This window comes from Candidatus Aegiribacteria sp., assembly GCA_021108435.1.
Classification (GTDB): domain Bacteria; phylum Fermentibacterota; class Fermentibacteria; order Fermentibacterales; family JCC-6; genus Aegiribacteria.
The window spans coordinates 1-6,353 of the sequence record JAIOQY010000154.1 but is presented as its reverse complement, the minus strand read 5'-3'; the positions used below and the strand labels follow the sequence as shown (position 1 = coordinate 6,353).

Below are 6,353 nucleotides of genomic sequence, written 5' to 3'. Positions count from 1 at the left end.
ATACTAGAGAAAAACAGAATGTCAAGTATTTCACCAAATTTGATTACTAAGATCCTTGTTTGATATCGATGTCGTTTTTATTGGTGGGTGGCACGAATGGCACTAACTTAAGCCTCAATGAATTGTTCCCTAGGTTTTGTGAGAAAGCTGTATCCTCTTCGCTGTCTACGCTTTAAGACTCGTGGTTCTCTTCTGCCGGGTCTTTGCGGCACCTTATCTCTCGCAATGTATGACAGCATGAGAAGATACAACTGTTCTGTCCGCGATGGGGAACTGATCAGCATAATCGGTGTCCAGTGGTTAATTGTAGCAATAGTGCCCTTGAAGCTCAGGATTCTCCAGGATATCCCATCAAGCTGTGCAGCCTCCAGCATGATGATTCTGATGAGATTGTATGCGATGATGTACATTTGCAGTTCCTTGTGAATCATGCCGGGGGACTTGCAACGGAGTGGATCCATTCCCATGGATATTTTGATGTCTCGAAGATAAAGCTCCGCATTCCACCGCTGCAGATACAGCATCGCGATGTTATCGGCTGGGTGAAGCACCGGATCAAGAAGTGTTGTAGCAAGAATGATCTTCGTTGTCCTGAACCCCGGTTTCTCAATCGTAACAGTTATCTCTCTTACCATGAGCCTCTCAGGAAGCTTATTCCATTTTTCTTTTTCAAGCCATTTCGGACATCCTGAGTTCTTGTGCCATGCGATGATGCGATCATTCTCGCTGATCGTCTCAACAAGATCAAGACCGACAGTCCGTCTCTGATGATTTCGCATGACACAATCAACATCACGCTGTTCCAGATAGAAGAAATTCGTGTAGTTGCAGAAGTATCTGTCCGCAAGAACAACATCTCCGGGATCAAGTATATCCCACATTCCCCGGAACAGAGTGTTCTCGCCGATTGAAAGCGCACTGCGGGATAATGCTATGAGAGCTCCTGTAGCGAGTGAAAACGCCGCCATTATCCTCATGGTGGGGAATCCGCATCCCTCTTTCTGCGTATTATGTTGAGGATATAGTACTTGCAGTTCTTCGGTATCCGGCATGGATAGGGATGATCCATCAAAGACTTTGACATCTCTGCCCATCCATAAGTCCTCCGGTTGCCGCATATCATTCAGTTGTTCAGTCAGGGAATCATTCACTTCCTTAAGATCTGACAACCGTAGCCGCTTTCGAGCCTTCGTGTATGCACAGGTATTCGGTGATGCAGTGTGGTTCTCCGCTGCGATCCATGCAAGAAATTGTCTTACTGATTCCCTGCATGAACCATCAGGTGAGAGCACTTGAAAAAGAAACACCCAGAATACCCGTGAGGGGAAAAAAGAGCCTGTTACGAACGGGTTGCCCGAACTCTTCCGGTAATCGTATCCATTTCCCGAATACCTCCCTGATTCCGGTAATGGAAGATTTCCGAAGCCGCATCATCCTCGCATGGAGTTTGCCGGGATCTCTGTTCATGATTATCCTTTCATGCAATAATATACAAGTATATATACTTGTATATTATAACACAGTATACTCCAACCACAACCGGGAAGGACAATCATTATGGAAAGAGACATGACCACAGAAGAACTCATGGCTCGGTATAAGCTGTTGAAACAACGGCTTGCAGCTACTGATCTTATTGTGCAGGGAACCATCCTGGAGAGAACTATTACTCGAAACGATCCGGATTCTTCAGATGGGATGAAAGCTTACGGACCATACTATCAGTGGACATTCAAGATGTCAGGCAAAACGGTAACAGTTAACCTGTCTGAATCACAAGCGGTCTTCTACCAGAAGGCGATTGACAATAACAAAACCGTAGTTGAGACTCTTAATGAAATGCGACAACTAGCCAACCTCATACTCGAAGCTACCACCGAAGGCGTAAGAAAAAGAAAAGCACCAGTATCAATATGAAATACAAAACGATAGGCTTAAGTTAGTGCCATTCGTGGGTGGCACCAATTGCTTGGTGGGTGGCACCAATTGCTCAGGTTTCTATTATCATGATTCTGGCATTTTTCGATGAATCGTTCTGGAAGTGGTATCTCTCATGAGAATGAACTATGACAGTATCATTTTCTCCGAGCATGTGCATCGATCCATCACCGTCCATGAATATCAACTCCCCCTGAAGAAGAGTTATTATCCTCAGACTGTCGTACTCCCGTCTGGGAACCTTCCCTTCAGGGCGGATTGTGAGTACCCTCACTGTGGCATTGTTACAGCCCTGCGCGGGACCAGCTATTATTCGTGAAGTGGTATTTCTGTAACCTGCATCAGTCTCGCGCTTTGCCCTTACTGATTTCGCGAGGAAGACCTTTGCCATGATGCTACCTTCCAGGCCCATAAGTCAGGGGTGAGCCAATTGAGACAGTCCATCTTTCATGCCATTCCGTCGACCATCCACACCTGATGACCGCCGGTCCCATTGGTGTTCTCATTCCGACTGAAAGTCCCGCTCCCCATGTTGATTCCCCGTCTTCGATTTCTAACGGTGACTCCCAATCCCATACTGCTCCAGTTTCAACTGATAGGAAGAACGGACCGTTCAGGTCCCTCCTGAAGCAAGCGGTTCCAGCCAGTCTCTGCCGGGCCGGAAGGGAATTCCACGGCATGCCTGGAATTGATCTGGATGCGGTAAGTCTGTTGTCCTGCCAGTTCCATGTCGTTCCACCCAGCAGTTGACCCCAGAATGTGAACTGCATTGTTCCCTTCCTGAGAAACGGAAAGGCTGATTCGAAGTCATATTCAAGGCACGCATGCTTATGAGATCCAAGGGGTGCCCAGTATAATTCGGTCTTCAGTCTGATACCGGACCTTGGATTCACCGGATCGGACATTGTTTCGTTTATGTGACTTATGAACACAAATGGAAATCCCTCAGGATCACCGGAACCATACCGGTGCAGAACTCCGGCTACTCCCAATTCGGTCAGCCCTGACCAACCGGCTGAGAAGCCTTGTGCAGCGCTTGCTGCAACTGATGTTGATACTCTGTCATCAAAGGTTCTATCCCTTTCAAAGAACTTCGCTTTCATCTGTCTGGCTGAAAACGAATAATCGGTAATCCAGTTCCGGTTTCCCGAAGAAAGGTCAAGCAGGCGTATCTCGCCGAAGGAATACCTGTCCCCTCCTCCTATGTTGAGGATGAAGTGATTCCCTGCTTTCAGGAAATTGAGATGTCTGTAAGTGAACCGGACATCTAATCCAAATTCATCACAGTATGTTATACCTATACCAACAGATGAAGGTTCTCTTTCGGTAAATGTATAGATCAAATCAACAAATCCTGAATCAGCTGCGGGTTCCAATCTGTAATCAACTCTGTCGAATAGCCCTGACGCGTACAGTTTTTCTGCGGCTTTTCCGAGTGTATCGGTGGATGCTTCAATACCTCTTTCTAGTATGAACCAATCTTGAACAACGCTTTCTGATACCTTTTCAAGACCTGTGAATTGCACATTATCAATTAAATAGTCTGGCCTTGGATCAACCCATACTCCTTGATGCGGAAATCTTCTGGGTATTTCGGGATGCTCTCGCAGGTAGGCGAGCATCTGGTTGTAACCCAAAGCTATAAGTGTATCAGCAGCTTCACTTGTAAAACTGTAGCTTTTTGCTCCTTGGAGATCCGGCCTGAAATAGTAATCCGGCTCTACCCGGTAAAGATCGTTCACCCTCTGCGATAGAGCACTGTATGTAAGAGATCCAACCTGAATCATTGTCGGATTTTCAGGAATTTCAGAACTTCCGGATGAAATATCCACCGCAAGCACGCGATATTCCCACGTATCCTTTGCAACATCCACCGGAATGTTATCGCCAACTCCTCCATCAACAAGGAGCATCTCTCCCATTCTCACAGCAGGAAACACAGCAGGAACAGCCATTGAACTCAGCTGACATATCGACAGGTTTCCGGATGAATGAACTATCCGGGAGCGGCTGACCAGATCAAAGGCTACAAGCCTGAGTGGAATAGGAAGAGAATCGAAATTCATTCCGTGATCAACCTGGACAGGACCGGTAAGAGATGAGAGAAGTGAAGCAACACGCTGAGTGGAAATCGCGCTGCGCGGCAGTACAGGTGTGAATCCTTTTAAGTGAAGTGTAAGAATATCATGTGATCGGGATAGACGGAGGGGCAGCATTGTGAGCCTGCTGTCCGGTGCAGAGGAGAACATCCAGGTCCAGTCAGCATTTCTGACCAGGGAATCTATAAAGGAAGGAGAATATCCGCTGGAGTAAAGCCCCCCAATGAGAGAACCCATACTGGCTCCGGTAACTGTTCGAACCATGACTCCTTCCTCTTCCAGAGCCATAAGAACACCCACATGAGCAAAGCCGCGGGCACCACCACCTGAAAGAACAAGCGATATACCATCAGATGGATCAAACCGGATTACACTGAGGAGAATAAGCATCAATTGCTGGATAAACATGATACCATACCCTTTACATAGGGAACTAAAAACTGTATTCTTACGTTCAATCGATATGCAAGCAATTCAATATTCATACTTACAATTCTAACCAACTCCTTATGAAAGGAGAAAGGCATGAAATCTCTTCTCTGCCTTCTACTGCTCATCACAGGTGCGGCTATGGCAACCGGGCTAACCATTGTGGAGTCTGGAGCAGACGGTATCGTTTTTGAACTCACCACTTCTCAGCCAGAGTACAGAACCCTGAATATCAGTGGTAACAACTATTCAGTTGTCGCAATGGATGGCACTGAAAGCATCAGCGATTTCTCCATGCCAAGGGTTCCTGTATACAGGACCTGGCTCGAGATTCCCGTTGGAGCAACAGTCGAGATCTCCATCTCGAACGAAACAATTCTCAACGTAGATGGCCCTGCATGGCCAATTCAGCCTGGAATAATGTCCGCTATGAAGAGCGATCCCCGCGACAACTTCGTAATGGAATTCGATGAGAGTGTATATACTTGCGGAACATCCTTCCCCGAAACCTGGGTAAGAGTAGTCTATGCGGGACAAATGCGTGGACGTAATCTTGCTCTTGTCGAGGTTCTTCCTCTCCGATGGAATCCAGCTGACAATTCCTGTGATCTGCTTTCCGAAGCCATTATCACACTTTCTTATGAAGGCGGCGATCTCGGAGCAACCTATGCAAGCGCGACCCGATACTACGCGCCTCCTTTTGAGGAGATGCTCTCCAGTCTAGCTTCAAACTACGGAACATTTGACGGTGGATGCGATACTCCTCCCGCGCCATATCTCATCATCGGTCACGAGGATTTCGTAACAACAGGCATGGACGATTTCGTAACCTGGAAGGAAAACCTGGGTTTTGATGTAACCATGGTTGACCTCAGTGTAACCGGCACCTCCTATGCGGATATCGAAACATATATTCTTAATGCTATCGAAAACTGGGCTGATCCTCCTCAGTACGTTCTGCTGGTCGGCGATACACCGTATCTTCCCGGAAACGCAGCAACTGAGTACGGCGGTGTAACCGATCTCTATTACGTCACTCTTCCTGACGGAGGTTATCTTCCTGATGCCTTTATCGGCAGGTTCTCCGTAACCTCTGTTGGCCAGGCTATATTGATGGCCGACAGGGTCATTGATTATGAACAGAACGTCAACGGTTCTACTCCATGGGTACAGAATACATGCTGGATAGCCAGCAGTGATCATTGGAATATCTCAGAAGGCACTCACAATTACTGTATTGAGACCTATCTCGATCCCCTGAATTACACATATGACAAGGTGTACCCGCATTCAGGCGGAACAGCGGCAGATGCAATTGCCTCCATAAACGGCGGCATTTCGATGCTTACATTCTCAGGACATGGCAGTAACACGAGCTGGGGCGATATGTCCTTCAGCTCAAGCAATTTCGCACAGCTGACAAATGCATCAATGCTTCCAGGTGTATTCTCTCATGCATGCCTGACCGGTAATTACGGTTACAGCAGCACAGCCTGGTGCGAAACCTGGACAAGAACAGAAGGAAAAGGTGGCCTCTGGTTCTTCGGTTCAGTTCCTTCTTCCTACTGGGACGAGGATGACATACAGGAACGCGCCGAGTTCGAGTGGTTCCTTGGAAATGGAATTCACTGGGCAAAGGGTTTTTGCAACGGTGGACTTCTTGCTGTTTTCAATTATTACAGCGGTGGCGGAAGATCCAAGTACTACTACGAGGGATACAACCTCATGGGTGACCCATCGGTCCAGATGGCAATATGGGGCGGAACCGGAATAGAAGATCAGTCCGGCGGTGATGTCAGCGCAAATACTAACATTTTTGTAGCTAATCCGGTGAGATCTTCATCTGTCATTACTCTCACAGCCAGCGGTCCTGCCAGACTCAATGTG

At 47.3% G+C, this 6,353-nt stretch carries 6 protein-coding genes; 2 read left to right on the top strand and 4 right to left on the bottom strand.

Annotated features, from left to right (window positions below):
* Positions 1-107: 107 nt before the first annotated feature.
* Together K8R76_08680 and K8R76_08675 are read right to left on the bottom strand one after the other, a co-directional pair.
* Positions 108-1,307, bottom strand: a complete 1,200-nt coding sequence (locus K8R76_08680; GenBank protein ID MCD4848251.1) for an IS4 family transposase — start codon at positions 1,305-1,307, stop codon at positions 108-110.
* On the bottom strand, positions 1,279-1,467 hold the full coding sequence (locus K8R76_08675; protein MCD4848250.1) for a hypothetical protein: 189 nt from the start codon (positions 1,465-1,467) through the stop codon (positions 1,279-1,281). Before K8R76_08675 ends, K8R76_08680 begins: the two co-directional genes overlap by 29 nt.
* Positions 1,468-1,557: 90 nt before the next feature.
* Between K8R76_08675 and K8R76_08670 the strand changes: the two genes are divergently transcribed.
* Positions 1,558-1,917: a hypothetical protein gene (locus tag K8R76_08670; protein ID MCD4848249.1), complete on the top strand. Its 360-nt coding sequence runs from the start codon at positions 1,558-1,560 to the stop codon at positions 1,915-1,917.
* Between the two features lie 73 nt (positions 1,918-1,990).
* On the opposite strand, the gene K8R76_08665 is transcribed toward K8R76_08670, so the two are convergent.
* On the bottom strand, positions 1,991-2,329 hold the full coding sequence (locus K8R76_08665) for a hypothetical protein (GenBank protein ID MCD4848248.1): 339 nt from the start codon (positions 2,327-2,329) through the stop codon (positions 1,991-1,993).
* A gap of 4 nt (positions 2,330-2,333) precedes the next feature.
* On the bottom strand, positions 2,334-4,445 hold the full coding sequence (locus tag K8R76_08660) for a patatin-like phospholipase family protein (protein MCD4848247.1): 2,112 nt from the start codon (positions 4,443-4,445) through the stop codon (positions 2,334-2,336).
* Between the two features lie 117 nt (positions 4,446-4,562).
* Between K8R76_08660 and K8R76_08655 the strand changes: the two genes are divergently transcribed.
* A partial coding sequence (locus K8R76_08655; GenBank protein ID MCD4848246.1) for a hypothetical protein occupies positions 4,563-6,353 on the top strand: 1,791 nt, incomplete at its 3' end.